This is a genomic window from Streptomyces sp. NPDC048182, from assembly GCF_043202555.1.
Classification (GTDB): domain Bacteria; phylum Actinomycetota; class Actinomycetes; order Streptomycetales; family Streptomycetaceae; genus Streptomyces.
Window position 1 is genome coordinate 533,844 of record NZ_JBIDAQ010000002.1, and the last position, 26,715, is coordinate 560,558.

The 26,715-nt window shown below is 75.7% G+C and carries 26 protein-coding genes, 4 tRNA genes and 1 other RNA gene; 13 read left to right on the forward strand and 18 right to left on the reverse strand.

Translation table 11 applies throughout. The features are described 5' to 3' along the window. Positions 1–25: 25 nt before the first annotated feature. Complete coding sequence (locus tag ACGFZL_RS05540; RefSeq protein WP_393689468.1) at positions 26–430, reverse strand: hypothetical protein; 405 nt, start codon at positions 428–430, stop codon at positions 26–28. A 784-nt stretch (positions 431–1,214) separates the two neighbouring features. On the opposite strand from ACGFZL_RS05540, the gene upp reads away from it, so the two are divergent. Beyond that, complete coding sequence (upp, locus tag ACGFZL_RS05545) at positions 1,215–1,850, forward strand: uracil phosphoribosyltransferase (protein ID WP_355168550.1); 636 nt, start codon at positions 1,215–1,217, stop codon at positions 1,848–1,850. A 25-nt stretch (positions 1,851–1,875) separates the two neighbouring features. Here the strand turns inward: upp and ACGFZL_RS05550 are convergent, their stop codons facing one another. Beyond that, on the reverse strand, positions 1,876–2,433 hold the full coding sequence (locus ACGFZL_RS05550; RefSeq protein ID WP_393689471.1) for a TetR/AcrR family transcriptional regulator: 558 nt from the start codon (positions 2,431–2,433) through the stop codon (positions 1,876–1,878). Positions 2,434–2,557: 124 nt separating this feature from the next. Between ACGFZL_RS05550 and ACGFZL_RS05555 the strand changes: the two genes are divergently transcribed. Further along, positions 2,558–3,571: an NADP-dependent oxidoreductase gene (locus ACGFZL_RS05555; protein ID WP_393689473.1), complete on the forward strand. Its 1,014-nt coding sequence runs from the start codon at positions 2,558–2,560 to the stop codon at positions 3,569–3,571. A gap of 22 nt (positions 3,572–3,593) precedes the next feature. On the opposite strand, the gene ACGFZL_RS05560 is transcribed toward ACGFZL_RS05555, so the two are convergent. The 5 genes from ACGFZL_RS05560 to ACGFZL_RS05580 form a co-directional block, all read right to left on the reverse strand. Beyond that, the gene (locus ACGFZL_RS05560) at positions 3,594–4,214 is read right to left on the reverse strand and encodes a LytR C-terminal domain-containing protein (RefSeq protein WP_393689616.1); all 621 of its coding nucleotides are present in this window, start codon (positions 4,212–4,214) and stop codon (positions 3,594–3,596) included. 159 nt (positions 4,215–4,373) lie between these two features. After that, the gene (locus tag ACGFZL_RS05565; RefSeq protein WP_003955420.1) at positions 4,374–4,670 is read right to left on the reverse strand and encodes a type II toxin-antitoxin system VapB family antitoxin; all 297 of its coding nucleotides are present in this window, start codon (positions 4,668–4,670) and stop codon (positions 4,374–4,376) included. A 79-nt stretch (positions 4,671–4,749) separates the two neighbouring features. Further along, positions 4,750–4,896, reverse strand: coding sequence for a hypothetical protein (locus ACGFZL_RS05570; RefSeq protein WP_393689475.1), 147 nt, complete (start codon positions 4,894–4,896; stop codon positions 4,750–4,752). Between the two features lie 63 nt (positions 4,897–4,959). Beyond that, a complete protein-coding gene (locus tag ACGFZL_RS05575; protein WP_393689477.1) occupies positions 4,960–5,304 on the reverse strand; it encodes a hypothetical protein in 345 nt (114 codons plus the stop codon). 78 nt (positions 5,305–5,382) lie between these two features. Further along, positions 5,383–6,090 carry an HdeD family acid-resistance protein gene (locus ACGFZL_RS05580; protein WP_393689479.1) on the reverse strand — a complete coding sequence of 236 codons (708 nt, stop codon included), beginning with the start codon at positions 6,088–6,090 and terminating at the stop codon, positions 5,383–5,385. A gap of 88 nt (positions 6,091–6,178) precedes the next feature. Here ACGFZL_RS05580 and ACGFZL_RS05585 point away from each other — a divergent pair, with 88 nt between their 5' ends. Further along, the gene (locus tag ACGFZL_RS05585; protein ID WP_393689481.1) at positions 6,179–6,436 is read left to right on the forward strand and encodes a hypothetical protein; all 258 of its coding nucleotides are present in this window, start codon (positions 6,179–6,181) and stop codon (positions 6,434–6,436) included. Here ACGFZL_RS05585 and ACGFZL_RS05590 read toward each other — a convergent pair whose 3' ends face one another. Together ACGFZL_RS05590 and ACGFZL_RS05595 are read right to left on the reverse strand one after the other, a co-directional pair. Then, complete coding sequence (locus ACGFZL_RS05590) at positions 6,437–7,042, reverse strand: HhH-GPD-type base excision DNA repair protein (protein ID WP_393689483.1); 606 nt, start codon at positions 7,040–7,042, stop codon at positions 6,437–6,439. Positions 7,043–7,066: 24 nt separating this feature from the next. Continuing rightward, a complete protein-coding gene (locus tag ACGFZL_RS05595) occupies positions 7,067–7,789 on the reverse strand; it encodes a siderophore-interacting protein (RefSeq protein WP_393689485.1) in 723 nt (240 codons plus the stop codon). Between the two features lie 88 nt (positions 7,790–7,877). On the opposite strand from ACGFZL_RS05595, the gene ACGFZL_RS05600 reads away from it, so the two are divergent. The 3 genes from ACGFZL_RS05600 (at position 7,878) to ACGFZL_RS05610 (ending at position 10,932) form a co-directional block, all read left to right on the forward strand. Then, positions 7,878–9,968 carry a penicillin acylase family protein gene (locus ACGFZL_RS05600; RefSeq protein WP_393689487.1) on the forward strand — a complete coding sequence of 697 codons (2,091 nt, stop codon included), beginning with the start codon at positions 7,878–7,880 and terminating at the stop codon, positions 9,966–9,968. Further along, a complete protein-coding gene (locus ACGFZL_RS05605; protein ID WP_393689489.1) occupies positions 9,961–10,575 on the forward strand; it encodes a GNAT family N-acetyltransferase in 615 nt (204 codons plus the stop codon). The genes ACGFZL_RS05600 and ACGFZL_RS05605 overlap by 8 nt, the downstream gene beginning before the upstream one ends. Before the next feature lie 129 nt (positions 10,576–10,704). Continuing rightward, positions 10,705–10,932 (forward strand): hypothetical protein, encoded by a 228-nt coding sequence (locus tag ACGFZL_RS05610; RefSeq protein ID WP_393689491.1) that lies wholly within the window; start codon positions 10,705–10,707, stop codon positions 10,930–10,932. A gap of 17 nt (positions 10,933–10,949) precedes the next feature. Here ACGFZL_RS05610 and ACGFZL_RS05615 read toward each other — a convergent pair whose 3' ends face one another. Further along, positions 10,950–11,888: a TerC family protein gene (locus ACGFZL_RS05615; RefSeq protein ID WP_393689493.1), complete on the reverse strand. Its 939-nt coding sequence runs from the start codon at positions 11,886–11,888 to the stop codon at positions 10,950–10,952. Between the two features lie 265 nt (positions 11,889–12,153). Here ACGFZL_RS05615 and ACGFZL_RS05620 point away from each other — a divergent pair, with 265 nt between their 5' ends. Continuing rightward, entirely contained in the window at positions 12,154–13,404 is a 1,251-nt protein-coding gene (locus ACGFZL_RS05620; RefSeq protein WP_393689495.1) for an ATP-grasp domain-containing protein, read from the forward strand. A 109-nt stretch (positions 13,405–13,513) separates the two neighbouring features. On the opposite strand, the gene ACGFZL_RS05625 is transcribed toward ACGFZL_RS05620, so the two are convergent. Next, positions 13,514–13,601 (reverse strand) — tRNA-Ser (locus ACGFZL_RS05625). A gap of 73 nt (positions 13,602–13,674) precedes the next feature. Here ACGFZL_RS05625 and ffs point away from each other — a divergent pair. The 6 genes from ffs to ACGFZL_RS05655 all read left to right on the forward strand — a co-directional run bounded on the left by ffs (position 13,675) and on the right by ACGFZL_RS05655 (position 22,272). Continuing rightward, positions 13,675–13,773, forward strand: an RNA gene (gene ffs / locus ACGFZL_RS05630) — signal recognition particle sRNA small type. Positions 13,774–13,840: 67 nt separating this feature from the next. Beyond that, a complete protein-coding gene (locus tag ACGFZL_RS05635) occupies positions 13,841–16,171 on the forward strand; it encodes a DNA polymerase III subunit gamma and tau (protein WP_393689497.1) in 2,331 nt (776 codons plus the stop codon). Between the two features lie 127 nt (positions 16,172–16,298). Continuing rightward, on the forward strand, positions 16,299–17,552 hold the full coding sequence (purD, locus tag ACGFZL_RS05640) for a phosphoribosylamine--glycine ligase (protein ID WP_355168583.1): 1,254 nt from the start codon (positions 16,299–16,301) through the stop codon (positions 17,550–17,552). A 298-nt stretch (positions 17,553–17,850) separates the two neighbouring features. Further along, positions 17,851–19,620 (forward strand): hypothetical protein, encoded by a 1,770-nt coding sequence (locus ACGFZL_RS05645; RefSeq protein WP_393689500.1) that lies wholly within the window; start codon positions 17,851–17,853, stop codon positions 19,618–19,620. 216 nt (positions 19,621–19,836) lie between these two features. Next, positions 19,837–21,297, forward strand: a complete 1,461-nt coding sequence (locus tag ACGFZL_RS05650; RefSeq protein WP_355168587.1) for a N,N-dimethylformamidase beta subunit family domain-containing protein — start codon at positions 19,837–19,839, stop codon at positions 21,295–21,297. 75 nt (positions 21,298–21,372) lie between these two features. Then, positions 21,373–22,272: a phosphoribosylaminoimidazolesuccinocarboxamide synthase gene (locus ACGFZL_RS05655; protein WP_393689502.1), complete on the forward strand. Its 900-nt coding sequence runs from the start codon at positions 21,373–21,375 to the stop codon at positions 22,270–22,272. 57 nt (positions 22,273–22,329) lie between these two features. On the opposite strand, the gene ACGFZL_RS05660 is transcribed toward ACGFZL_RS05655, so the two are convergent. The 7 genes from ACGFZL_RS05660 to ACGFZL_RS05690 all read right to left on the reverse strand — a co-directional run bounded on the left by ACGFZL_RS05660 (position 22,330) and on the right by ACGFZL_RS05690 (position 26,662). Beyond that, positions 22,330–22,405, reverse strand: a tRNA-Gly gene (locus tag ACGFZL_RS05660). A gap of 23 nt (positions 22,406–22,428) precedes the next feature. Next, positions 22,429–23,043 carry a response regulator transcription factor gene (locus ACGFZL_RS05665; protein ID WP_355168591.1) on the reverse strand — a complete coding sequence of 205 codons (615 nt, stop codon included), beginning with the start codon at positions 23,041–23,043 and terminating at the stop codon, positions 22,429–22,431. Next, a complete protein-coding gene (locus ACGFZL_RS05670; RefSeq protein WP_393689618.1) occupies positions 23,040–24,521 on the reverse strand; it encodes a sensor histidine kinase in 1,482 nt (493 codons plus the stop codon). The genes ACGFZL_RS05665 and ACGFZL_RS05670 overlap by 4 nt, the downstream gene beginning before the upstream one ends. A 2-nt stretch (positions 24,522–24,523) precedes the next feature. Beyond that, complete coding sequence (locus ACGFZL_RS05675; protein ID WP_393689505.1) at positions 24,524–25,315, reverse strand: ABC transporter permease; 792 nt, start codon at positions 25,313–25,315, stop codon at positions 24,524–24,526. Beyond that, on the reverse strand, positions 25,312–26,289 hold the full coding sequence (locus tag ACGFZL_RS05680; protein WP_393689507.1) for an ABC transporter ATP-binding protein: 978 nt from the start codon (positions 26,287–26,289) through the stop codon (positions 25,312–25,314). The genes ACGFZL_RS05675 and ACGFZL_RS05680 overlap by 4 nt, the downstream gene beginning before the upstream one ends. Before the next feature lie 133 nt (positions 26,290–26,422). Then, positions 26,423–26,495: transfer RNA gene (locus ACGFZL_RS05685), tRNA-Gly, on the reverse strand. Positions 26,496–26,590: 95 nt separating this feature from the next. Further along, a tRNA-Gly gene (locus tag ACGFZL_RS05690) sits at positions 26,591–26,662 on the reverse strand. Positions 26,663–26,715: the final 53 nt, after the last annotated feature.

The window sequence follows — 26,715 nt, forward strand, 5'->3', positions numbered from 1 at the left end:
GGGTGGGCGTCGGCTCCGTCGCCGGTCACCAGCGGAAGGTGCGCATCCGCATCGCGTGGCGGAGTCGGGCGGTCTTGGCGCGGCGCGGCTGGACGCGGTCCCGCAGCTGGCGCGCCTCGGCGAGGTCGCGCAGGAACTGCGCCCTGCGGCGCCGCCGCTCGGACTCGGTCTCCGGCCCGGTGTCCGGGGTCAGCCCCCCGATCAGCCGCGGCTGGCCCTCGTCGACGGGCCCCCGCCCCGGCCTGCGCCGCCGCGCGGACTCGGTGCCGGTGCCGGTGTCCGTCCCCGGGTCCGCCACCCGGTCCGCCTCCTGACCCGGTGCGCGTCGGCGGCGCGGGTCGGGGGCGCGTCGCCGGGCGGATTCCGGGTCGGCCACGGTCCCGGGATCCGTGTCGGTCCCGGGGTCCGTGCCGGAGTCGGTGTCGGTCATCGGGTCGGGGCCTTCGGCGGGTGTGCGGCGGCGGCTCGTTCGGCTGCGGGAGTCGGGGGTGCGGCCGGGGGCGCGTCGCCGGGCCGGCTCCGGGTCGGTTCCGGGGTCAGTGGCCTGGTCGGGCCCGCGTCGCGGTGCGGTCTCCGGGTCGCTCACGGTCTCGGGCCTGGGTCGCGGCGCGGTCCCCGGGGTGGTCCCGGTCTCGGGGGTGCGGCCGGGGTCGGGTCGGGGGGCGGGCTCCGGGTCGGTCACAGGGCCGGTGTCGGCGGCCGGTGTCGGAGCGGGGTCCTGGGCGGCCGGTGGGCGGCGGCGGCCCGTTCGGGTGCGGGATGCGGTGGGCTGGCCCTGTCCGCGTCGTCGGGTCGGCTCCTGCCGTGTCTCCATCTGCGCCTCGATGCCGTTTCGGGAGTCCGGGTCCTGCCTCCGGCCGCGCCGCCGCGGCGGGTCCGTGCCGGGAGGCGTCTTCGTACGGGGTTCGCCGGGCCGTGCCTCGATGTCCGGAGCGGTCTGCGTGCGGGGTGTCCGGCCGGTACGGGGCCTGCCCCCGCCGTCCGCCTTCCTGCCCGGCGCGCGCTCGTCCGAGGGTGCTCGCGTGGCGCGTCCGCGTCGCGATGTGCGCCGTGTCCCCGGGTCGTCGTCCGGGGACGGCGTGTCGTGGAAGTCCCGGTCAGGCACCGTCTCACCACCCCGCGTCCGTCCCTCCCGCCTTCCCCCGACCGGGCGCTTCGAACGTCCGCGAACCGCGGGGCCGCCGGTGCCGCGGGGCCCGGTTACTGTGGGGGACATGCGTCTCCACGTCGTCGACCACCCCCTGGTCGCCCACAAGCTCACCACCCTGCGCGACCAGCGCACCGACTCCCCGACCTTCCGCCGGCTCGCCGACGAACTGGTCACCCTGCTCGCCTACGAGGCCACGCGCGACGTGCGCACCGAGCTGGTCGACATCCAGACGCCGGTCGCCCGGACCACGGGCGTCAAGCTCTCCCACCCGCGCCCCCTGGTCGTGCCGATCCTGCGGGCCGGCCTCGGCATGCTGGACGGCATGGTCCGGCTGCTGCCGACCGCCGAGGTCGGCTTCCTCGGCATGGTCCGGAACGAGGAGACGCTCCAGGCCCACACCTACGCCACCCGCATGCCGGAGGACCTCTCCGGGCGCCAGGTCTACGTCCTGGACCCGATGCTCGCCACCGGCGGCACCCTGGTCGCCTCGATCCAGGAGCTGATCAAGCGCGGCGCCGACGACGTGACGGCCGTGGTCCTGCTGGCCGCCCCCGAGGGCGTCGAGCTGATGGAGCGCGAGCTGGCCGGCACCCCGGTGACGGTCGTGACGGCCTCGGTCGACGAGCACCTCAACGAGCAGGGCTACATCGTGCCGGGCCTCGGCGACGCGGGCGACCGCATGTACGGGGCGGCCGAGTAACCGACGCGCGGCCCGCGGGCCCGTCCTACCGGCCCCCCGCGCCCGTCAGGACGGCGCTCGCGACCACGTCGAAGAGGTGCTCGGCGCGGGGCGCGAGCGCGGGCTGGTCGCCGGCCCAGGCGAGCATGGCGATCAGCGCGAACAGGTCGTCGCCGTCGAGGTCGCCCCGCGCCTCGCCCGCGGCCTGGGCCCGGACGAGCAGCCGGGCACCGGCCGCGCGCAGGGTGACGCACGAGGCGTGCAGGGCGGACCCCGGTTCGTCGATCGCGGCCGCCATCAGCTCCGTCGCCCCCCGGTACTCCGTCGTCCACGCCACGCACTCGCGCACCCACGAGACGAGCGCCTCCCGGGCCGCGTCCGACGCCTCCAGCGCACTCGCCCTGGCCGTCAGTTCCTCGAAGCTCGTACGGAGCAGGGCTTCGAGGAGCGCCTCGCGCGTCGGGAAGTGCCGCAGCAGCGTCGCGAGCCCCACCCCGGCCCGGCGCGCGATGTCGCGCATCGACACGTCGACGCCCTCCTCGACGACGATGGCGCCCGCCACGGCGAGCAGGTGGTCGCGGTTCCTCTGCGCGTCGGCCCGCATCCCGGCTCCCTCGCTTCCCTCACTTGACCAAGTGGACCACTGATCCATATATTCGGATCAGTGGTCCACTTATGTGGATCGCTGAACCGGAAGCGTATCCCCCACCGCGAGCAGGAGGAAAGCGATGCCGACGCACACGATGAAGGCGATCCGGCTGCACGAGTTCGGCGGCCCCGAGGTGCTGCGGCACGAGGAGGTGCCGGTCCCGGTACCGGCGCCGGGCGAGGTGCTCGTCCGCGTGCACGCGGTCGGCCTCAACCCGCCCGACTGGTACGTGCGTGAGGGGATGCCCGGCATTCCCGAGGAGTTCAGGCCCCCGTTCGACCTGCCCCTGGTCCCGGGCACCGACGTCTCCGGTGACGTGGCGGCCGTCGGCGCCGGCGTCCGCGGCCTCGCGGCCGGCGACGAGGTGGTGGGCCTGCTGCGCTTCCCCGTCCTGATGCAGAGCGGCGCCTACGCCGAGTACGTCGCCGCGCCCGCCTCCGACCTCGCCCGCAAGCCGGCCTCCGTCGACCACGTGCACGCCGCCGCGCTGCCCATGTCGGGGCTGACGGCGTGGCAGTACCTGATCGAGCTCGGGCACGACCACCCCTCCCCGTTCCAGGAGGCCCCGCACCGGCCCCCCGCCCTCGGCCCCGGCACCACGGTGCTGGTCAACGGCGCCGCCGGGGGCGTGGGCCACCTCGCCGTGCAGCTGGCCAAGTGGAAGGGGGCCCGCGTCATCGCCGTGGCCTCCGGCGCCCACGAGGCGTTCCTGCGCGGTCTGGGCGCCGACGAGTTCATCGACTACACCGAGCGGCGCCCCGAGGACGTCGTCCGGGACGCCGACGTCGTGCTGGACGTCGTCGGCGGCCCCGCCAGCCGGCGCTTCCTGCCCGCCGTCAGGCGCGGCGGCGCCCTGCACCCGGTGTACTTCGGGGAGTTCGACGACGCGGAGAACGCGGAACGGGGCGTCACCGTCACCGGTACGCAGGTGCGCTCGAGCGGCGCTCAGCTGGCCGAACTGGGGCGCCTGGCCGACGCGGGCACGATCCGGGTCGCCGTCGACAGCACCTTCGCGCTGGAGGACGCGCGGGCGGCGCACCGGCGCGCGGAGCGGGGGCACATCCGGGGCAAGATCGTGCTCACGGTTGCCTGAGCCGACCCGCCCCCGGGGGCGCCTAGCAGCCCTTGGCCGCCGCTGCCTCCGCCTCGCGCGGGGCGCTCAGGCGGGCCAGCGCCGCGGTGGCGTCGGCCGGCTTCGCCAGGCCCTTGAACCCGTCGCCGATGACCAGGTCGACGGCCGCACCCTTGCGCGCGGCGTCGGTGCGGCGTTCGGCGGCGGGCAGTTGGGCGCCGAGCACCGGCAGCGTGCTCTTGACCGACGCGGCCGGGCCGAGCAGCACCCCGGAGCCGCGGACCTTCTTGTCCAGGTCCTTGGGCGCGTTGCCCACCTCGCCGATCCGGAACCCGCGCTTCTTCAGCTCGTCGGCGGTCTGCTGCGCGAGGCCCTTGCGGGTGGTGGCGTTGAGGACGTTGACGGTGACCTGGCCGGGCTTCGGCACGGCCGCCGCGGCGGGCGCGGCACTGGCCCGGGCCTGCGTGGCGCCGGGCCGGCACTTCCCGGTGGCGGCCACCGCCTCGTCCCCGCCGGTGAAGACGCCGATGAGCTGCCAGGTGCCCCAGCCGAGGACCGTCAGGACGGCGACGCAGGCCACTGCGACGAACGCGAGCCTGCCGCGGCGCCGGGCCGGTCGCATCCGCGGGAACTTGTCCCCCGTGATGCGGTACTGGCCGCCCATGCCGGGCGGAGTCAGCATGCTCATGTGCGCAGCGTAATGCCCCTCGGCGGCGATGCCTATTAGATGATCACGTGACCTTCCGAGGACGGCCGCGATCCCACCCGAAAGGGTCAACGCCCCCGTCACCGCCCCCTGTCACCGGGGTGGTCGGCCGGGCGGTCAGCCCAGTTCGAGGACGCGCGCGTGCAGCACCTGTCGCTGCTGGAGCGCCGCCCGCACCGCCCGGTGCAGGCCGTCCTCCAGATAGAGGTCGCCCTGCCACTTCACGACGTGCGCGAACAGGTCGCCGTAGAAGGTGGAGTCCTCGGCGAGGAGGGTCTCCAGGTCCAGCTGCCCCTTGGTCGTGACGAGCTGATCGAGGCGGACCGGGCGCGGCGCGACGTCCGCCCACTGCCGGGTGCTCTCCCGGCCGTGGTCGGGGTACGGCCGGCCGTTTCCGATGCGCTTGAAGATCACACGGAAAGCCTACCGGCCCGGGCTCCCCGGGCGCAGCCTCCTGAGGCGGCCACGCCCGGACCCGGCCGGGTCCTCCCGGTCAGCCGCGCCTCCCCTCGCGTGCGGGCAGCGGGCGCTCGCGCGGTGCCTCGCGGGGCGGTTCGGGGGCGGCGTCGGCGCGCTGGGCGCGGCGGGCGGCCTCGGCGCGCAGCAGGGCGCGCAGGACGGCGTAGGGGTCGCTGAGCATGACGGGGTTCCTCGTTCCTGGGTCCGGTGGTGTGCTGGGGCGCGGCGGTCGGCACCGGCCGGCTCAGCAGCGCAGGACCACCGAGCGCGGGGAGCGCGGCCCGGACGGGACGGGGAGGGGGAGGGCGGGGGTGCGGCGGGCGTACGGGGGTGGCGACGTACGCCGCCGGGGCGTGGGGACGGCGTGCCGCGCACCGGGCGCCGGCGTGCGGACCAGGGCGTCGAGGACGTCGTGCTCGGCCGCCTCGGCGGCGCCGGCCGTCACCGCGCCCGTGGCGGCGTGGGCCTGCGCGTGCGCGCCCGGCACGAGCAGCGCGAGCAGCAGCACCAGCGCCCGCAGCCACCGGAGCCGCCGTACGACTCGGACGGCGGCGGCGGTGCGCGGCGGTGGCGGCGGCGCGGGGCTCACGTCAGGTCGTGTCCCCGCCCGGCGCCCGGGAGGCATCGCGCCCGGCGGGAGAACCGCCCGCTCGGCGTAGGGAGGGCCTCACGCGGAGTGCGGCAGTTTGCGGGCCCGTGAGCGGATGCCGAGCGCCGTGACGACCTCGACCACGCCCACCGCGACCAGCCAGCACCCGCCGACGACCGTCAGGACGGCGACCGACTCGTAGGGCGAGTCGATCAGCACGATGCCGGCGAGCACGGTGACGATGCCCAGGAACACCTGCCAGCCGCGCGCCGGCACCGACGGGTCGTGGGCGGCGGCCACGGTCTGCGTGATGCCCCGGAACAGCCAGCCGATCCCGACCCACAGGCCGAGCAGCAGCACCGACTGCAACGGGCCCCGGAAGCAGAACAGGCCGAGCAGGATCGACACGGCGCCGCTGATGAAGGCGAGGACCCGCAGCGAGGTCGTCCGGTGCGTGCCGAAGGCGGCGGCCAGCTGGAGGACGCCGCTGACCACGAGGTACAGGCCGAAGAGCACGCCGGCCGCGACCACGGAGGCGCCCGGCCAGACCAGCACGAGGACGCCGAGGACGAGGGAGGCGATGCCGGTGAGCAGCACGGTCTGCCAGGCGGCGCGGGAGAGCAGGTGCAGCGGGCCCTCGAAGGCCGGCTCGGGCTCGGGGCCGCCGGTTCTGGTGCCGGTGCCGGGTCCGGTTCCGGTGGCGCGCGGCCCCGCGCCGTGCCGGGCGTGGACCCCGCTGTCGTCGTACGGCTGCCCGCCGGGAGCGCCGCTCGGTGGCTCGGTCATGCTCCATGCTGCGGACACCCGCGCCGGTCCCGCCACTCGGGGACGCCCACCCGACCCAACGCCGGAGTGGCCGCGGCTGGAGCGGGTGGTGTGGGTACCGCTCCTGGACGGCAGCGCGGTCGGCGTGGAGTTCCGCGACCCCGCCGCGTTCGCGAAGACCTTCGGGGCCTTCGCGGTGGAGGCGTGCGGCGGGCCCGACGTCGTCCGGGCGCGGGCAGCGTCGGCGAGCTACCCCGAGCCGCGCCCGCTGCGCCCCCGCCCGGCGGCCGACGACGGTGGCGGCTCCTGGCTGGACATCCTGGACTTCCGAGCCGCCGAGCCGCCGAGCCGCCCAGTCGCCGGGTGATCAGTCCGAGGGGGCGGATTTGGCGGACTTCGCCGCCTTGGCCGCCGCCTTCACCTGCTGCTTGTGCGCACGCACCTTGGTCAGCGACTCAGGCCCGGTGATGTCGGCGACCGAGCGGTAGGAGCCGGCCTCGCCGTAGTCGCCGGCGGCCTCGCGCCAGCCCTCGGGGCGGACGCCGAGCTGCTTGCCGAGCAGGGCGAGGAAGATCTGCGCCTTCTGGCGCCCGAAGCCGGGCAGGTCCTGGAGGCGTGTCAGCAGCTCGCGTCCGCTGCCGACGCCGCGCCAGACGGCCTCGGCGTCACCGTCGTAGGTGTCGACGAGGTACCGGCACAGCTGCTGCACGCGGCCCGCCATCGAGCCGGGGTAGCGGTGCACGGCCGGCTTGGCGGAGAGCAGGGCGGCGAACTCCTCGGGGTCGTACGCGGCGATGTCGTGCGCGTCCAGGTCCTCGGCGCCCATCCGCCGGGCAAGGGTCGACGGGCCCTTGAACGCCCACTCCATCGGCACCTGCTGGTCGAGCAGCATGCCGACAAGGGCGGCGAGCGGACTGCGGCCGAGTAGCTCGTCGGCCTCGGGGTCCTGGGCGAGATGCAGGGTGACGTCCATGCCCCGATGATCGCGCGGGGCCGGTCAGCTCGCGCGCCAGTACCCCAGCGCGTTCACCCGCTGCTTGGGCAGCCCCAGCTCCTTGCGGGCGTACGAGGCCAGCGCGCGGGTCGTCGCGGTGTCGCAGGCGATCCACAGGTAGGGCTCGGAGGTCTCGCGCAGCAGCTCGGGCAGGGCCGCCTTCACCTGCTCGACCAGGTGCCGGCCGGCGTCGCGGCGCGGGATCGCGCGCACCTCGTGCCGGGCGGGGTCGGCGCGCAGCGGCAGCTCGCCGGGGTCGCCCTCGAAGAAGACGGTCGCGGGGACCGTGCCCAGCGCGTCGAGCAGGGAGTTGAGGGCGGGCAGCGAGGCCGGGTCGGCGACGGCGAACAGCCGGGTGGGGGCGGGCTCGGGCGTCTCGAAGCCGGTGCCCTGGACGGTGGCCTCGATGGTGTCGCCGGGCTTCGCCGCCCGCGCCCAGTCGCTCGCGCACCCCTCGTGCAGCGCGAACTCCATGCCGAAGGTGCCGGCCGCCGGGTCGGGGTCGACCAGGGTGTACGCCCGCTGGTGCGGCTTGCCCGCGTTCTCGAACCACAGCCGCACCCACATGGTGGGGTGCGTGCCGGTCGCGGCGAGCATGCCGCCGTCGCTGAGCCGCAGCCGCCGGTAGTCCGGGGCGACGTCCTCCGCCTCGGTCACCGTGAACGCGTAGTCCTTGGCGCGCATCAGCTTGAGGACCGCGCCCTCCCAACCCCGACCCTGCGCCATCGGTTCTTCACCTTTCACGTACCATCTCGCCACGACGTAATACTTAGGTGAGCCTAACCTAAAGGCTTCCCGGAGAGTAGGGCACAGGGTGAGCGCCGAGATCTACCGCGACGCCTGGGGGATACCCCACCTGCGCGCGGACGGCGTGGGCGAACTCGCCCGCGTCCAGGGCCGGGTGACCGCCCGCGACCGCGCCTGGCAGCTGGAGGTCGAGCGGCACCGGGCGCAGGGCACCTCCGCGTCCTTCCTCGGTCCCGAGGCCCTCTCCTGGGACCGCCTCGCCCGCCGCGCCCGCCTCGCCGACACCGCACGGCGCTGCTTCGCCGCGCTGGAGGAGAAGGACCCGGAGACGGCGGCCTGGGTGCGGGCCTACGTCGACGGGGTGAACGAGGGCCTGGCCGAGGTGGGCGAGGGTCTGGCCGAGGGAGGCCCGTGGGCACCGGAGTTCGCCCGCGCCGGCCTCGCCCCCGGCCGCTGGGAGCCCTGGACGCCGCTCGGCGTCTGGCTGGCCACGCACATCCTCTTCGCCGGCTTCCCGGCCAAGCTCTGGCGCGCCCACGTCACCGCCCACCTCGGCCCCGAGGCCGTCCCCCTGTTCGCCGCCGACGGCCCCGGCACCGCGGGCAGCAACGGCTGGCTGGTCAGCGGCGAGCGCACCACGACCGGTCACGCGGTGATCGCCGGCGACCCGCACCGCTGGATCGAGGACCCCGGCGTCTACCAGCAGATCCACCTCTCCTGCCCGGAGTTCGACGTCGTCGGCCTCGCCGTGCCCGGCGTCCCCGGCATCGCCCACTTCGGCCACACCGGCACCGTCGCCTGGGCCATCACCAACGCCATGGCCGACTACCAGGACCTCTACGAGGAGCGGCTGCGCCGCACCGGCGCCGGCGTCGAGGCGCTCGGCCCCGACGGCACCTGGCACCGGGCCGCCCGGCACACCGAGGTGATCGAGGTCGCGGGGGAGGCGGACGTCGAGGTCGAGGTCGTCGAGACCGACCGGGGCCCGGTGGTGGCCGGCGGCCCCGAGGGCCTGGACGACGGCACCCCGGCCGCGCTCAGCCTCCGCCACCCGCCCCGCGTCACCGCCGACCTCGGCTTCGGCGCCCTGCTGCCGCTGCTGCGGGCCCGCCGGGTGGCCGACGTGGACCGGGCCCTGGACGCGTGGGCCGAGCCGGTCAACGTGGTGCAGGCCGCCGACACCGAGGGCGGGCTGCTGCACCGGGTCGCGGGGCGGGTGCCGGTGCGGGCGGCGGCCAACGGGCAGCGTCCGGTGCCGGCCTGGGAGCCGGGGCACGAGTGGCGGGGCTGGCACACCCCGGCGCGGGCGGGCCTGTCGGACGGCGTCGCGGTGATGGCCAACCAGCGGGGCCCGGCCGCCCCGCTCGGCGTCGAGTTCGCGCCGCCGCACCGCGCCGACCGCATCGCCGCGCTGCTGGCCGGCAAGCGGCGCTGGTCGGCGGCTGACATGCCGGCCATCCACATGGACACGCACCTGGGCTCCGCCGGGCCCCTCCTTGACCTCGTGGCCCAGGTGCCGGACGCCTCGCGGGGGGCCGCCCTCCGCGACCGCCTGCTCGCCTGGGACCGCCACATGGACGCCGGCAGCGCGGACGCCGCCGCGTACGCCGCCCTGCGGAGCGCCGTCGTCCGGCGCCTCGCCGCACACCCGGCCCTCGCCGCCGCGGCCGTACCGCCGGCCTGGCCGGAGGTGCTCCAGCCCTGGCTGGCCCTGGTCCCGCGGATCGGGTACGCCCTGGAACACCTCCTGCGCGCGGAGGACTTGTACGGCATCGACCGCGCGGCGATCGTCGCGGCGGCGGTGGAGGAGGTGGCGGACTCGGCATCCGGCGCTTCCTGGGGCGAGACCCATCGCCTCGCCCCCTGGCGGGCGCTGCCCGACCCGGACTCCCCCGACGCCGCCGAGCCCGGCCTGTCCGGCGACCACGACTGCGTCCTGTGCACCTCCGCCGTCCCGGGCCTCACCGACCGCGCCGCGCGGGGCCCGGCCGCCCGCTACGTCTGGGACCTGGCCGACCGGACGCGCAGCGGCTGGGCGGTCCCGCACGGGGCGGGCGGCGCCGCCCACCGCCGGGACCAGCAGCCGCTGTGGCTGACCGGCGCGCTCGTCCCCGTCCTCACGGACTTCGCCCAGCTCACGAAGGAATCCGATGTCTGACCCGTACGCCTCCCGCCCGGCCCTCCACGAACAGGCCCTCGACGGCTTCGGCACGGTCCGCGTCCTCGCCCTCGATGCCGCCCGCGACGCGGAGACGGTGCACGGCTGGGTGAGCGAGGAGCGCGCCGCGTTCTGGGGCATGACGGGCCTGACCCGCGATCAGGTCGCCGACGTCTACGCCCACCTGGCCGGCCTGTCCACCCACCACGCCTATCTCGTCACCAGGGACGAGGCGCCCGTCGCCCTCCTCCAGACCTACGAGCCCGAGGCGGACCGGGTGGGCGAGTGCTACCCCGTCGAGCCCGGCGACATCGGCGTCCACCTGCTGCTCGCCTCGGCAGGACCGGCGGGCGCCCGCCCCGGCTGGACGGCGGCCCTGGCGACGGCGCTCATGGGCTACGTCCTCCTCGGCCTCGACCGCACGCGCATCGTCGTCGACCCGGACGTCCGCAACGAGAAGGCCGTGGCCCGCTTCCTCCGCCAGGGCTTCACCGCGGGCCCGGCGGTGGTCCTCCCGGAGATCGACCTGCCGGAGGTGTACCTCCCGGAGAAGAAGGCCCAGCTGGCGTTCCTGCGCCGGGAGACGGTGGGGCATCTGCTGAGCTGAGCGCGAGGGCGCGTCCCGGCGGAACTGAGCGCACGAGGTACCGACGGTGGCCGCAGGCGTCCCCGTGGGGCGAGGGGCGGGGTGCCGGCAGCCGTACGTATCCCCGCGAGGCGGATCGCGGGAGGCGACGTGAGGCGTGCGGTACGTGGCGGGGGCCGGCTGCGTCGGGCGGCGGCGGTGCTTCCCCGGCCGCTCCTGCTCCTCCCCCTGCTCCCCCTCCTGCTTCTCCTGCTCCTCGGCGGCGCGGCCCCCGCCTCCGCGCACGCCGCCCTGCGTGCCACCGACCCGAAGGCGACGGTGCGGGTGACGGAGACGGACCAGGTGAGCGAGGCGCGCCCGGTGCGCATCCGCCCCTGACCGGGAAGAACCCGAACCTAGCCCTCCCGAGGCCGCGCCAGACTCAACAGCACCGACCCCGCCAGCACCACCACGATCACCGCCAGGCTCACCGGCGACGGAATCTCCGGCACGCTGCTGCTGATGACCTTGTGCGAAGCCTGGAGCACCAGCTTCACCCCGATGAAGGCGAGGATCAGCGCGAGCCCCTTGCTCAGGTAGTGGAAGCGGTCGAGGAGGCCGGCGAGGAGGAAGTACAGCGCGCGCAGCCCCAGGATCGCGAAGGCGTTGCTGGTGTAGACGATGAACGGCTCGTCGCTCACCGCGAGCACCGCCGGCACGCTGTCCACCGCGAACACCAGGTCCGCCGCCTCGATCGCGACGACCACCGCGAGCAGCGGCGTGGCGACCCGCCGCCCCGCCTCGCGGACGAAGAAGTGCGCCCCGGCGTACTCGTCCCGCACCGGCACCACCTTGCGCAGCAGCCGCACGGCGAGGCTGTGCCCCGGGTCGAAGCTGTCGTCCTCCTCCTTGAGGATCTTGTACGTGCTCCAGAACAGCACCGCCGCGAACACGAACAGCACCGCGGTGAACCGGCTGACCACCGCCACCCCGGCCGCCAGGAACAACCCCCGGAACACCAGCGCTCCCAGCACGCCGAAGAACAGCACCCGGTGCTGGTAGGCCCGCGGTACCCGGAAGTAGCCGAAGATCAGCGCGAAGACGAAGAGGTTGTCGACGGACAGGCTCTTCTCCAGCAGCCAGGCGGTCGTGTACTCCACCCCGGGCGTCGTCCCCAGTACGAGGAACACGACCACCCCGAAGGCGACCGCGAGCCCGACCCACACCCCGCTCCAGGCGGCGGCCTCCCGGAACCCGATGACGTGCGTGTCCCGGTGCGCCAGCAGGTCGACGGCCAGCGACACCACCACGACGGCACCGAACACCGCCCACAACCACCACGGCACGTCGAGCACGGACCAACCCCTCACACGGCGGCCGACACCCCCTCCCGCCCGAGTCTCCCCCGCCCGACGCCCCCTGTCCTGCGCAGACTCCTCCCCGGCCACCACCCGGGGTCCGCACGGCCGGCCCCGCGGCCCGACCCCATGCACACCCCCCCCGCCCTGGTGAGCGCGTCGCTTCGGCGCATCCTCCCAGCCACCCCGCCACGCCCGGCGGGTGTTTTCGGAGGTCGGCCCGATGGACGGTGCCCGTCGCCGACGGCTTCAGTGGGCCCTCGTGAACATCAGCGAAGCGCCGCCCAGCGCCGTGCTGGTCGTTGAGCCGATGGGGAACGCCGGCCCGTTCCTCGCGGCCGCCGCCGCCCGGCTCGGCCTCTCCCTGCACGCCGCCACGCACCGCGCCGTCCACGCCGCCTACCCGCCCGCCCTGGCCGGCGCGCTGGCCGGCGTCTGCCTCACGGACCTCGCCGACCCGCCCCGCGCCCTGGACGAGACGGAGGCTTACTGCCGCCGCCACCGCATCCGCGCGGTCGCCGCCTGCTGGGAGCTGTTCACCCCGCTGGCCGCCCGCCTCGCGGCGCGGCTCGGCGCACCCGGCAACGACCCGCTGCTGGCCCGGGCGGCCCGCAACAAGGCCGACATGGCCGCCGCCTTCCGGACCGCCGGGGTCCCCGCGCCGCGCGGCGCGGTCGTCGCGGACGCCGGGCAGGCGCTCCGGGCCACGGAGTCCGGCAGCCTGGGCCGGCCGCTGGTGGTGAAGCCCGTCGAACAGGGCGGCTCCTGGGGGGTGAGCGTCGTCGAGGACCCGGCCGACCTGCCCGCCGCGGTGGCCGCCGCCACCCGCTTCGAGACCGCCGAGCCGCACGGCCTCCCGCTCGACTCCCGCGTGCTGCTCCAGAGTTACGTACCCGGCCCGGAGTACTCGACGGAGACCGTGGTCGCCGACGGCGTGGCCTACGCCCTGCCGGTGGTCGCCAAGGACACCACCGCCGGCCGCCACCGCGTGGAGACCGGCCACACCTGCCCGGCGGAGCTCTCCCCCGAGCTGACCCTGGCCGTGCAGCACACCGCCGCCCGCGCCGCCCTGGCCGTCGGGGTGCGCAACGGGGTCGCGCACACCGAGCTGAAGATCCCGCCCGGCACCGGCCGCCCGGTCGTCATCGAGACCGGCGCCCGCCTGCCCGGGGACAACATCTGCGAGCTCGTCGAGGCGGCGACGGGGATCGACGAGGCGGAGGCGTACCTCCGCGCGGTGACCGGCCGCCCGCCCCGAACCCGGCCCACCCGGCACCGCGCCGCCGCCATCCGCTTCCTGCTCCCCGAGCACGCCGGAACGCTGGCGGAGGTCGCCGTACCCGAGGTCCCCGGCACCCGCAGCGAGCTGTACCTGCGACCCGGCGACACCGTCCCCGAGCCGGCCGACAGCTCGGCCCGCGTCGGCCACGTAGCGGCCCGCGCGGCCACCGCCGCCCAGGCCCGCCGCCTGGCCGCCCTGGCCGTCCACGGAACGCGACTGAAGGTGACCTGACCGGTGACGGGGCCGGCGTACTCCGGGCCATGACACCTCCCTCCACCGCCACGTCGAAGGGCCCCACCGCGAACGGTGGGGCCCTTCGACATCGTGCCCGGTGAGGCACTGGCGGAGGATACGAGATTCGAACTCGTGAGGGGTTGCCCCCAACACGCTTTCCAAGCGTGCGCCCTAGGCCTCTAGGCGAATCCTCCGCCGAGAACATTACATGACGTGGGGGAGTGCTTGCGAACTCGTTCAAAGGGCCTCGGATCAGGTAACCTATGGCGCAGCCCCTCACGCGGCGCTATCTGACTGAACTCCCCCAGGGCCGGAAGGCAGCAAGGGTAGGTCGGCTCTGGCGGGTGCGTGGGGGGCGCTTGCGTTGCCGGGGTGCCCGGCGGGGGCGGCGGGGCCGGGCCGGTTGTCGGTGGGCGCCTATAACCTCGTAGACGTGTCATCTCTCGCGCTGTACCGCCGCTACCGACCGGAGTCCTTTGCCGAGGTCATCGGGCAGGGGCATGTCACCGACCCGTTGCAGCAGGCGCTGCGCAACAACCGGGTCAACCACGCGTACCTGTTCAGCGGTCCGCGCGGATGCGGCAAGACGACCAGCGCGCGGATCCTCGCCCGGTGTCTCAACTGCGAGCAGGGTCCTACGCCGACCCCGTGCGGCGAGTGCCAGTCCTGCCAGGACCTCGCGCGCAACGGACCGGGCTCGATCGACGTCATCGAGATCGACGCCGCCTCGCACGGAGGCGTGGACGACGCCCGTGAGCTGCGCGAGAAGGCCTTCTTCGGGCCCGCCCAGAGCCGGTACAAGATCTACATCATCGACGAGGCCCACATGGTCTCCCCGCAGGGCTTCAACGCCCTGCTGAAGGTGGTCGAGGAGCCTCCGGAGCACCTCAAGTTCATCTTCGCCACCACCGAGCCCGAGAAGGTCATCGGGACGATCCGGTCGCGCACCCATCACTACCCCTTCCGGCTCGTCCCGCCGGGAACCCTGCGCGACTATCTCGCCGAGGTGTGCCAGAAGGAGCAGATCCCGGTCGACGACGGGGTGCTGCCGCTCGTGGTGCGGGCGGGGCAGGGATCCGTGCGTGACTCCATGTCCGTCATGGACCAGCTGCTCGCCGGGGCGGGGGAGGGCGGTGTGACGTACGACATGACGACATCGCTGCTCGGCTACACCGACGGCTCGCTGCTCGACTCCGTGGTCGACGCCTTCGCCTCCGGGGACGGCGCCGCCGCCTTCGGGGTCGTGGACCACGTCATCGAGGGCGGCAACGACCCCCGCCGCTTCGTCGCCGACCTCCTGGAGCGGCTCCGCGACCTCGTCATCCTCGCGGCCGTGCCCGACGCCGCCGAGAAGGGGCTGCTCGACCACCCCGCCGACGTCCTGGAGCGGATGCAGGCCCAGGCGCGCTCCTTCGGCGCCGCCGAGCTGAGCCGCGCGGCCGACCTGGTCAACGAGGGGCTGACCGAGATGCGCGGCGCGCACTCGCCGCGCCTCCAGCTGGAGCTGATCTGCGCGCGCGTGATGCTGCCCGCCGCGTACGGGGACGAGCGGTCGGTCATGGCCCGCCTCGACCGGATCGAGCGCGGGGTGCAGTTCTCGGCGGGGGGCGGGGCGCCCGCCATGGGGTACGTGCCCGGGCCCGAGGCCCATGCGGCGGCGGTCCCGGTGAGCGGCGGCTCCGGCGGGGCTGCCGATGCCGCCGCCCCCGCCGCTCCTCCCGTTCCGGCCGGTGGCGGGCCCGCCGCAGCCCGTGCCGCGGTGCGGGGCCCCGGCGCCGAGGCCCCGCCGGCTGCCACCGGCAGCCCCGCGCCCGAGCCGCAGCCGGCGCCGGCGCCGGCCCCGGAGCCGACCGCGCCCACACCCGCATCCGCGCCCGCCTCCAACTCCGCCCCGGCAGCCGCCCCCGGCGCCTGGCCCAGCGCCGCCCCCGCCGGCGGCGGCCGGCGCCCGGGCGGCTGGCCCACCCCGGCGGCGGCGGGCGGCGGCGCCCCCGCCACCCGGCCCGCGACGCCCGGCCCTGCCCCGGCGGCGTCCCCCGCTCCGGCTCAGGCCACCCCCGCGCCCGGCCCCGCCGCCCCGGCCCCCGCCCCGCAGCGCGGCGGGCTCGACCCGCGCACGATCTGGCCGGAGATCCTGGAGGCCGTCAAGAACCGCCGCCGGTTCACCTGGATCCTGCTCAGCCAGAACGCCCAGGTCACCGGCTTCGACGGCACCGTCCTCCAGGTCGGCTTCGTCAACGCCGGCGCCCGGGACAACTTCCTCAGCAGCGGCAGCGAGGACGTGCTGCGCCAGTGCCTGACCGAGCGGTTCGGCGTGCAGTGGAAGATCGAGGCGGTGGTCGACCCGTCCGGCGGCTCGGCGCCCCCGCCCCCCGGTGCCCCCTTCGGTGGGGCCGGCGGCGGCAGCGCGTCCGGGGGCAGTGCCTTCGGCGGCGGCGAGGGCGGAGCCGGCGGGGGGTACTCCGGCGGCGGTGGCTTCTCCGGTGGCGGCGGCCCGTCCGCGCCCCGCCCATCGGTGCCCCCCGCCTCGGGTCCGTCCGCCGCCCCCGAGCCCCCGGCCGCCGCCTCCTCCTCCCGGGCGACCCCCTCCGCGTCGCCCACCCCCGCCCGCCCCCCGGCCCCCGAGCCGCCGCCCCCGGTCTCCCCGGAGGACGACGTCCCCGAGGACGACGACCCCGACCTCGACGAGTCCGCCCTGTCCGGCATGGACCTCCTCGTACGGGAGCTGGGCGCGACGGTCGTGGAGGAGATCGCCCACGAGTAGCCCCAAGTGGCCGACCTCCGGCGACAGGGAGCCGGGGTGCGACTGGAGGAACCCACAACCCCGCACCCCCCGCCCCTTGGGAAGCCCGCACAATCCGCCCCCGCCCCCGCCCATTAGGCTGACACCCGTGAAGGTCCTCGTCATCGGCGGCGGCGCCCGCGAACACGCCCTGTGCCGCTCCCTGTCCCTCGACCCCGACGTCACCGCGCTGCACTGCGCCCCCGGCAACGCTGGCATCGCCGAGGTCGCCGAGCTGCACCCGGTCGACGCCCTCGACGGCGCGGCCGTCACCGCGCTGGCCCAGCGGCTGGGCGCCGAGCTGGTCGTGGTCGGTCCTGAGGCGCCCCTGGTCGCCGGGGTCGCCGACGCCGTGCGCGAGGCGGGCATCCCCGTCTTCGGCCCCTCCGGGCAGGCCGCCAGGCTGGAGGGTTCCAAGGCGTTCGCCAAGGACGTCATGGCCGAGGCCGGCGTCCCCACCGCCCGCTCCTACGTCTGCACCACCCCGGACGAGGCCGACGCGGCCCTGAACGCCTTCGGCGCCCCCTACGTCGTCAAGGACGACGGCCTGGCCGCCGGCAAGGGCGTCGTCGTGACCGACGACATCGAGGCCGCCCGGCAGCACGCCGCCGCCTGCGAGCGCGTCGTCATCGAGGAGTTCCTCGACGGCCCCGAGGTCTCCCTCTTCGCCGTCACCGACGGCGACACCGTCTGCCCGCTCCAGCCCGCCCAGGACTTCAAGCGCGCCCTGGACGGCGACGCGGGCCCCAACACCGGCGGCATGGGCGCGTACTCGCCGCTGCCGTGGGCCGATCCCAAGCTGGTCGACGAGGTCGTTCAGAGCGTGCTCCAGCCGACCGTGGACGAGCTGCGCCGCCGCGGCACCCCGTTCAGCGGCCTGCTCTACGCCGGCCTCGCGATCACCTCGCGCGGCGTCCGTGTCATCGAGTTCAACGCCCGCTTCGGCGACCCCGAGACCCAGGTGGTCCTGGCCCGCCTGCGCACCCCGCTGGCCGGCCTGCTGATGGCCGCCGCCACCGGCAACCTCGCCGACCTGGAGCCGCTGCGCTGGAGCGAGGAGGCCGCCGTCACGGTGGTCGTCGCCGCCGCGGACTACCCCGCGAGCCCCCGCACCGGCGACCCGATCACCGGCCTGGCCGAGGTCGCCGCCGAGGACGCCCCGCACGCCTACGTGCTGCACGCCGGCACCCGCCGCGAGGGCGACGCCGTGGTCAGCGCCGGCGGCCGGGTGCTGTCGGTCACGGCGACCGGCGCCGACCTCACCGAGGCCCGCGACCGCGCCTACCGGGCAGTGGCCCGCGTCGGACTGGCGGGCTCCCAGCACCGTACGGACATCGCGGCGAAGGCGGCCGGCGAAGCCTGACCGGCCTCGCCCGCCAGGCCCCGTACCGCCAGGCCCCGTACCGGCAGGCCCCGGCTCCGCTCCAGGAGCCGGGGCCTGATCCTTGCTGTCTGTCGATCACCCTTGCCCAAAGCCATTCCATCGAGTGACCGATCCGCCATATGGCTGACGGGCGCCGGGGCCCCAACTATGGTGCCGCGCAAGCGTTCCGGCACATGGCCCACCGGCATTGCGATGTCAGTGGCGGGTGCCACAGTGGGGACAGTCAGGACACTCGGGACAGCCGGAGGGCGAGGAGGGCGGAGGGGGTGAGTCGGACATGAGCGGTGTCGACATTGGTGCGGAGGCCGGCGCGCGGGCCGCGCGGGCCCGGGCGCTGGCCGTGCTACGGGTCCGCAGCCGCGCCCTCGCGGTCGCCCTGCTGCCCGCCGCGGCCGCCGTGATCCTGCTCGCCGGCGGCACCAGCGGCCACCTCGTGGGGGCCGGCTGGGACGCCGCCCGCTGGGCCGTGTCCGCGCTCGCGCTGCTCGTCCTGCTGCTCGCCGGCGCGGTCGCCCTGGTAGTGGCCCGCGCCCGCCCGGCCTGCACGCCGACGGTGGCGGTCGCCGAGGAGTCCGCGCCCGACCTGTACCGGCTGGTGCGCGACCTCGCCGACCGGCTCGGCGTGCCCGCGCCGTCCGCGATAGCGCTCACCCCGGACTGCGACAGCTGGCTGGAGGACCGCTCCCACGCCTCCCGCACCCCGCCGGGCGCCGGCGCCTCGGTGCTCGTCATCGGCTCCCCCTTCCTGTGGTGGATGCGGGTCGGCGAGCTGCGCGCCGTCCTCGCCCCGGTCGTCGCGGGCGCGGGTCCCTCGGCGCACCCCGACATAGCCGCGGCCCGGCGCTTCCTGCGGGGCCTGGACGCCGCCGTGGCGGTGGCCGCCGCGCCGGGCCGGGGTCCGGTGTCCCGGGCGGCGGGCGCGGGGCTCGGCTGGGCGACCCGGCTGCTGCTGCGCGGCTGCCGCGCCCACGCCGCCGAGATGGAGCGCGCGGTCGCGTCGGCCGCGGCCGAGCGGGCCAAGGCCGTGGACTACGGGCTGCGGATCGTCGCCCAGGAGCAGGTGGGCCTCGCCTACGCGGGCTGGGACCGGCTGCTGACCCGGGTGGCGCTGCCGGCCTGGCGGATGGGCCGCTGGCCCTCGCGCCTCGACGTGGGCGTCGTCGCCGCGCTCACCGAGCTGTCCCGGCGCGACCGGCTGGCCGAGGGCTTCGCCTCCCGTCTCGGCGAGCGCCCCGCCTGCGACCTCCTCGAAGAGCCCGGCGCGATCGACGAGGCGGTCTCCCTCCTCGCCGCCCGCCTCTTCCACGGCGGCCCCGACGCCGGCCCGGAGTGGGCGTCGGTGGAGTGGGACGAGTACGCGGAGGAGGTCGTCGACCGCACCTGGCGCACGGACGCCGCCCGCCTCCACCGCGTCCTGGACACCCTCACCGTCACCGACCCGAGCCCCGGCCCCGGCCCCGAGGACCCCCAGCCGACCGCCGCCACCGCCACCACCTCCGCCCCCGACCGCACGCCGACCTCCGACCGCACCCCGACCCCCGGCCCCACCCTCGACCGCGTCCTCGACCACCTCGCCGTCCCACCGGCCACCCCCGCGCCCGCGCCCGCCCCCGATCCCGACGCCGACGACACCACCCCCCAGGGCGCCGCCCTCGCCGCCGGCCTCAGCGCCCAGCTCGCCCGCGAAGAGGCCGAGCCGGCCGCCAACAAGGCCGCCCCCACCACCGCCGCCCCGCCCCCGGAGCCCGCCGCCGGACTCTGGGACGACCACCCCTTGCCCCTGCTGCCCCTGCAACCCCCGCGCACCGGCCGCGAGATCCTCACCGACCACGTCACGGCGATGGTGTGCTGCGCCGCCATGGACACCGCCGGCGCCGCCCCCGGCCTGGACTGGCTCGACGGCCCGTCCCTCCTCTTCGACGGCACCCGCGCGGCCGATCTGGCCCCCCGCGTCCGCACCCTGGTCGAGACCGGCGACCCCGAGCCCCTGCGCACCTGGCTGACCGACCTCGGCATACGCCCGGAGAAGCCGGTACGCCTGGTCTGAAAGGGCGGCCCGCCGAGAACCGGACCGCACCTCTCCACTTGGCACCGCCCACCACCACTTCGCGACGAACAGTGACGGCACCGGCGCAACATGTGATGTGCTGGAACCCGACCGCACGACTGGCAAAAGCGTTCGTCATACGCACGCACCGACCGCACGCACGCACCGACCGCACGCGAACGGACAGCACGGGGGCTTGAGGGAGGGGAGAGTCCCATGGCGCCCGAGCAGATCCGCCGCTGGGAGTCGGGAGCGATGGCGCACGCCGTCACGGACCCGTTCGGACAGGGGCCGGTCCCCTGGCTGCGCGGCGGCGAGGCGTACTTCGGGGACACCGGCCAGGTCGTCGCCTGGTACGCCGACCCGGACGCCGCCGCCACCCGGACCTCGGGCCCCCGCGCCGCCGACGACGTGCACGGCCAGATCAAGGGCTACACCTCCACCGGCGCCGCCGCCCCCGGCGAGGCCGTCGACTTCCACGTCTCGGTCGACCCGCCCCAGCAGTTCTCCGTCGACGTCTACCGGATAGGGCACTACGGTGGCGACGGCGCCGCCAAGATCACCACCAGCCCCCGCCTGTCCGGCATGGTCCAGCCCCCGCCGCTCGCCGCCGACCGCACCGTCTCCTGCCACCACTGGTGGCTCTCCTGGCGGCTGCAGATCCCCTCGTACTGGAACACCGGCGCCTACGTGGCCGTGCTCACCACCGCCGGCGGCCACCGCTCCCACGTCCCCTTCACCGTCCGCGACGACCGCCCGGCCGACCTGCTCCTGGTCCTGCCGGACGTGACCTGGCAGGCGTACAACCTCTACCCGGAGGACGGCCGCACCGGCGCCAGCCTCTACCACGCCTGGGACGCCGAGGGCCGGCTGCTCGGCGAGGCGGACGCCGCGACGACCGTCTCCTTCGACCGCCCGTACGCCGGCGCGGGCCTCCCCCTGCACGTCGGCCACGCCTACGACGTCATCCGCTTCGCCGAGCGCTACGGCTACGACCTCGCCTACGCCGACGCCCGCGACCTGCACGCCGGCCGCGTCGACCCGGCCCGCTACCGGGGCCTGGTCTTCCCCGGCCACGACGAGTACTGGTCGGCGCCGATGCGCCGCACCGCCGAGGCCGCCCGCGACCACGGCACCTCGCTGGTCTTCCTCTCCGCCAACACCATGTACTGGCAGGTGGAGCTGTCCCCGTCCCCGTCCGGCGCCCCCGACCGCCTGCTGACCTGCCGCAAGCGCCGCGGCCCCGGCCGCCCCGTGCTGTGGCGGGAGGTCGACCGCGCCGAGCAGCAGCTGCTCGGCATCCAGTACGCCGGGCGCGTCCCCGAACCCGGCCCCCTGATTGTCCGCAACGCCGGCCACTGGCTGTGGGAGGCCACCGGCGCCCACGAGGGCGACGCCATCGAGGACCTGGTCGCCGGCGAGGCCGACCGCTACTTCCCGCGCACCGCCCTGCCCGAGCACGAGGAGCGGGTCCTGCTCGCCCACTCCCCGTACCCCGACGCCCACGGCGCCCGGCGCCACCAGGAGACGTCGCTGTACCGGGCCCCGTCCGGCGCCTGGGTCTTCGCGTCCGGGACGTTCGCCTGGTCCCCGAAGCTCGACCGCCCCGGCCACGCCGACCCGCGCGTGCAGCGGGCCACCGCCAACCTCCTGGACCGCATCTGCAAACGGGACTGACCGGCACCCGCGGCGCGACCGGCACCCCGCGTACGGGAGAATCGAGCCAGTTGGACAGAACCACGGGGAGGAACCGTGTCCGGATTCGTCGAGAAGCCCGAGCCGATCCAGGTGCCGGGCCTGGTGCATCTGCACACCGGCAAGGTGCGCGAGCTGTACCGGAACGAGGCGGGCGACCTCGTCATGGTCGCCAGCGACCGCCTCTCCGCCTACGACTGGGTGCTGCCCACCGAGATCCCCGACAAGGGCCGGGTGCTCACGCAGCTCTCCCTGTGGTGGTTCGACCGGCTCGCCGACCTGGTCCCGCACCACGTCCTGAGCACCGACCTGCCCCCCGGCGCCCCCGCCGACTGGGCCGGCCGCACCCTGGTCTGCAAGTCGCTGCGGATGGTCCCCGTGGAGTGCGTGGCCCGCGGCTACCTCACCGGCTCCGGCCTCGCCGAGTACGAGCAGACCCGCACCGTCTGCGGCCTGGCCCTCCCGGAGGGCCTGGTCGACGGCTCGGAGCTGCCCGCCCCGATCTTCACCCCGGCCACCAAGGCCGAGGTCGGCGAGCACGACGAGAACGTGTCGTACGAGGAGGTCGCCCGCCAGGTCGGCGCGGAGACCGCGGCCGAGCTGCGCCAGGCGACCCTCGCCGTCTACTCCCGGGCCCGCGACATCGCCCGCGAGCGGGGCATCGTCCTCGCGGACACCAAGTTCGAGTTCGGCTACGCGGACGACGGCCTGGTCCTCGCCGACGAGGTGCTCACCCCGGACTCCTCCCGCTTCTGGCCGGCCGACCAGTGGGAGCCGGGCCGGGCGCAGCCCTCGTTCGACAAGCAGTTCGTCCGGGACTGGCTGACCTCGGCGGAGTCCGGCTGGGACCGCAAGAGCGAGCAGCCTCCGCCGCCGCTGCCGGAGCGGGTGGTCGAGGCGACGCGCGCCAAGTACATCGAGGCGTACGAGCGCCTGACCGGCCTCAGCTGGAGCTGAGCGCGGGCACACGGGACACGACGAAGCCCCCGGCCGGTGACCGGGGGCTTCGTGCTGTGGAGCGAACGACGAGGTTCGAACTCGCGACCTCAACCTTGGCAAGGTTGCGCTCTACCAACTGAGCTACGTTCGCACTGCGCCGTGGCGCGAGAGCAACTATACCCAACCCCGCTCCCGCGCGAGCCGCACCGCCGCGTGCCGGTTCTCCGCGCCGAGCTTCGTGACGGCCGACGACAGGTAGTTCCGCACCGTCCCCTCCGCGAGCGCGGCCCGCTCGGCGATCTCCGCGACGGGCGCCCCGTCGGCCGCGTGCTCGAGCACCTCGGCCTCCCGCGCGGTCAGCGGCGAGTCCCCCGCGGAGATCGCGTCGGCCGCCAACTCCGGGTCCACGTAACGGTTCCCGGCGTGCACCGTGCGGATCAGCTCGGCGAGCCGCTGCGCGCTGACCGTCTTCGGCACGAAGCCCCGCACCCCCGCCGCAAGCGCCCGCTTCAGGTGCCCGGGCCTCCCATGGCTGGTCACGATCAGCACCCGGCACCCGGGCAGCTCGGCCCGTAGCGATGTGGCGACCTTCACACCGTCCGCCCCCGGCATCTGGAGGTCAAGGACGGCGACGTCCGGCGCGTGCGCCCGCGCCATCGCCAGCGCCTCGGGCCCACTGGCCGCCTCGGCGACCACGACGAGATCGTCCTCCAGGGACAGCAGCGCGGCCAACGCCCCCCGGATGAGGTGCTCGTCATCGGCGAGCAGCACCCGCACCACCTCGGTCACGACACGCCCTCCGCCCCGGGCCGGCCCCCGCGGGTCTCCGCGCCGCCGGGCACCTCACCGCTCCCCGACGGCACGGCGGCCCCGGCGGAGGCGCCCGGGTCCTGCGCCGGTGCGGCGTCCGATCGCCCCTTCGCGGCCGACGGCCCCTCCGTGGCCGACCGCCGCACCCCCGCACCCGACGGCACCGGCACCTCCGCCCCCCAACGCCCTGCCCCACCCGCCGCCGCGGGCAACGGCACCACCGCCGTCACCCGGAACCTCCCGTCCCCCGCCGCGCCCGCCTCCAGCGTGCCCTCCACCGCGGACAGCCGCTCCCGCAGCCCCGCCAGGCCCGAGCCGCCGCGCGCCTCCCCCGGGGCCGTGTCCCGCACCCCGTCGTTCTCCACCGCCAGCACCGCCGCACCCCGCTCCTCGTCCACCCGCACAGCCACCTCGCACACCCGCGCGTCCCCGTGCCGCAGCACGTTCGTCGCCGCCTCCCGCACCACCCACCCGAGCGCCGACTGCACCTCGGCCGGCAGCCCCGCGGCGTCGCCGGTCACCCGGCACTCCACCCCGGCCGCCGCGAGGACACCCCGCGCGCCGGCCAGCTCGACCTCCAGGTCGGCCTCCCGGTAGCCGCGCACCACGTCCCGCACCTCGCGCTGCGACTCCTGCGCGATGCGCTGCACCTCGGTCATCTGCGCCACCGCCTCGGGCCGCCCGCGCCGGGCCAGCTGCACGGCCAGCTCGCTCTTGAGGGCGATGACCGCGAGGTTGCGCCCCATCACGTCGTGCAGGTCCCGGCCGAACCGCAGCCGCTCCTCCGCGACGGCGAGCCGGGCACGGGTCTCGCGGGCCTCGTCGAGCGCGTAGACCGCGTCCAGGAGCCAGACGGAGAAGACGGAGGTGAAGGCCAGGAACCCGCCCATCACCAGCACGATGCCGGTCTGCGCCAGCGCCTGCCCGTCCGGCGTCCCCATGGGGAGGCTCACCGCCCCCGCGCCGGCCGCGAAGCCGCCGACGATCGCGAACACCCGCCGCCGGTTGCGCACCCCCAGGGCGATCACCCCGGCCCCGAAGACGAGCACGGTCCCGAAGAGCGCACCCGCCGCCCCGTCCACGCCCTCCCCGGACGGACCGCGCTCCGCGACGCCGACCGCGCCGACGGCGATCACCGCGGTGAGGGCGGCGTGCGCCCACAGCGACCGCACCGGCTGGGCCCGCCGTCCGCGGGTGAAGTCCAGCGAACGGGCCGTCACCACCACACCCGACCCGGCGTGCACGAGGGCCGTCAGCAGCAGCGCGCCCGCCAGGCGCGGACCGACCGTGGCGAGGCCGGCCCCGGCGATGGTGGCGACCTCGATGACCCCGAAGAAGTAGAACGACCACCGCGTGTACGTCTCGACCTTCGCCGGGGTGCTCTTCCGCCGCCACCAGCCGCGCGGCCTCGGCCTCGCCATGCCCTCACTCCTCCTCAGCCCGGCCCCCCATGCCATCGTCAGCGCCGGGGCTCCCACCGGAACCACCGCCGTACAGCAAACACCGCGAGCCCGGTCCAGGCCAGGGCGGTCGCCAGGGCGCCCAGCGCCTCGTACGCCGACAGGTCGCCGGTCCAGCCGCCGCGCACCAGGGTGATGACGGGCGAGAGCGGCAGCAGCCGGCAGACGGAGCCCAGCGGATCGGGGAACAGCTCAAGGGGCACGGTGACGCCGGAGCCGATCATGGAGACGACCAGCAGCGGCATCGGCGTGACCTGCGCGCTCTCCCCGGTCCTGGTGAAGCCGGCGGTGACCGCGGCGAGCGCCGCGCACAGCACCAGACCGATCAGCACACCGGCCACGGCCAGGTAGGGGGCGGCCGGCGCGGGCACGTCGAGCAGCACCGAGCAGCCCACCGCGAGCAGCACGCACTGCACGAGGCCGGTGAGCACGGCGGGCAGCGCCGAGCCGGCCAGGATCTCCGCGTCGCGCGGCTCGCCGGTGCGCAGCCGCTTGAGGACCAGCTCCTCGCGCCGCACGACGAAGACGCCGACCAGCGCCGAGTAGACCGCGAAGAGCAGGGAGAAGCCGATGGCGGCCGGCAGCACCACCGTGCCGGCGCTCAGCCCGGCGCCGGCCAGATCCATGCTGTCGGTCGCCGACCGCACGCTGACCGGCAGGACGACCGGCACGATCAGCGCGGCGACCAGCGTGCCCTTGCTCCGCCCGAGCAGGGTCAGCTCGGCGCGGGCCAGGGCGGCCATCCGCGTCCTGGGGGTACTGGCCGCACGGGCCGAGAGGGTGTCGCTCATGCCGAGTACTCCTTCGCAGCCGCCGTCTCCCGTATCGGGTCCGCCGAACCCGCCGACGCCTCCCGCGCGATCCGCAGGAACGCCTCCTCCAGCGACGCCGACCGCACGTCGAGCCGCCGCAGCTCCACGCCGGCCCCCGCCGCCCAGGCCAGCACCCCGGTGGCCGCCCGTTGCAGCTCCCGAGTGCGCAGCCGGACCAGCCGGCCGTCCGCCTCGTGCCCGCTCACCCCGAGGCCGGCCAGCGGCGGCAGGTCGCCGAGGTGGTAGCCGTCGGGCAGCTCGAAGGAGATCCGGGCGGGCTGGGCCTCGGTCACCTCGGCCGGGGTGCCGGTGGCCGCGATCAGGCCCTGGTGCAGGATGGCCAGCCGGTCGGCGAGCTGCTCGGCCTCCTCCAGGTAGTGCGTGGTCAGCAGCACCGACGTCCCCGCGTCGCGCAGCGCGCCCACCAGCTCCCAGGTCTCCCGGCGCCCCTCGGCGTCAAGGCCGGTGGTGGGCTCGTCCAGGAACAGCACCTCGGGGTCGCCGAGCAGCGCGAGGGCCAGGTCGAGGCGGCGCCGCTCGCCCCCGGAGAGCTGCTTCACCCGGGTCCCGGCCCGGTCCGCGAGGCCGACCAGCGCCAGCACCTCCGCCTCCGGGCGGGCCCCGCTCACGCACCCCGCCCACATCCGCGCGGTCTCCGCCACGGTCAGCTCGGAGGGGAAGCCGCCCTCCTGGAGCATCACGCCGGTGCGGGGGCGGACGGCGGCGCGCTCGGTGTACGGGTCGTGCCCGAGGACGCGGACCCGGCCGCCGGCCGGCGGGGCGAGGCCCTCCAGGAGTTCGACGGTGGACGTCTTGCCGGCGCCGTTGGTGCCGAGCAGCGCGAACACCTCCCCGCGCCGGACGGAGAAGTCGATGCCCCGCACCGCCTCGAACCCGCCCCCGTACACCCGCCGCAGGCCGCTGACCTCGATCACGTACTCGTCGTCTCGCATGCCCTTCAGCCTTCCTGCCGCCAGGGCGAGCGGTCAGTGCGCGCTGTCACCGCTCGGCGTGACAAATGTCAGAAGGGGCCCGGGCATACGAGAAGACCCCGGTCCCATACGAGGAACCGGGGTCTTCTTCCCGAGCGGACGACGAGGTTCGAACTCGCGACCTCAACCTTGGCAAGGTTGCGCTCTACCAACTGAGCTACGTCCGCATTGCCTCCGACCGCCCGCCTGAACAAGCACGGTTACCGATCGGTGCGAGCACCAGCCTACCTGATCGAAAACGACCGTCGGTACGGCGATGCAGAGCGGGTGACAGGAATTGCACACTGCGCCTTCCCCCTGGAAGGGGGATGTTCTGCTACTGAACTACACCCGCGTGATCCGTGAGCTGGGCTTTTCGGCCCGGCCCCCCGGCGCGCTCCAGACTCT